The following is a 906-nucleotide window of genomic DNA, read 5'->3' as shown; positions in this document are numbered from 1 at the left end:
ATAGAAATTGTCTATCATATCAATAAAAAATACTGGTCAAAGGGATTTGCTTCTGGGGAAGCATAAGGTTGTATGGATTATAGCTTTTCCTTCGATTCGAGTAGCTGAGAAAATTGGTTTTACTAAAGAAAAAGAATCATTTATCTTTGCCAAAAACCATTTTATTTTTTCGGGGTACAAAAAAAGAAGTGTTTGTGACATTTTTTATTCATCATTTTCGAACGTATTTTACAACTCACCGAACCCATTATTAGGAGTAAAGATAAACCTTGTCCTTTGTAGGGGAAAGTTTATTTCTTAATTATTTTTTCTATATAAATTCCTCGTTTTTTAATCTATAGTGAATTTATTAATTCTTAGTGTTTTACTGTGAATTTTTATGAGACTTCCTAATAGTAAACAATTAAGTAATCAATCATAGTTATGGAGTGTGTTCAATGGTAGATTTGAGTAAAAAACCAAAGATTATAGGTGAGAAGGTTATCCTTAGACCATTTCATTCTGACGATCTTCCTTACATTGAAGAGTGTTTAAAAGATCCAGTTGTTTTAAAACTCACCGGTAGTACTTCTAATTTCGATAGAGAATCAGTTCTCCATTGGTACAATACAAGAAATGAGCAACAAGATCGTTTGGATCTTGCAATTGTTGACAAATCCTTAAATTTATTCGTCGGTGAGGCAGTAGTAAATTTATATAATGAAGAAAAACATAGTATGAACTTTCGGATACTTATTGGGCCAAGGGGGAGAAATCGGGGGTTAGGAACCGAGGCCACTAAACTTATAATTGATTATGTATTTCATAATACGAATTTGAATCAACTTACTTTAAGCGTTTTTGATTTTAATCCTAGAGCAAAGAAAGTATATGAAAAGGTTGGATTTGCTTTAGAGAGCGTAGATA

Annotated in this window: 1 protein-coding gene and 1 pseudogene; both read left to right on the top strand. The window is 31.3% G+C overall.

Annotated elements, in window-relative coordinates:
- Positions 1 to 184, top strand: a pseudogene (locus tag HU235_RS25045) (GNAT family N-acetyltransferase); the annotation flags it as partial.
- Between the two features lie 253 nt (positions 185 to 437).
- Positions 438 to 906 (top strand): GNAT family N-acetyltransferase (locus tag HU235_RS10915; RefSeq protein WP_174880244.1); only part of this gene is annotated, 469 nt, incomplete at its 3' end.

It is taken from the genome of Metabacillus niabensis (genome assembly GCF_902829255.1).
Taxonomy (GTDB): domain Bacteria; phylum Bacillota; class Bacilli; order Bacillales; family Bacillaceae; genus Metabacillus; species Metabacillus niabensis.
Note: the sequence above shows the minus strand (reverse complement) of the source record. Positions and strands in the feature narration are given on the sequence as shown.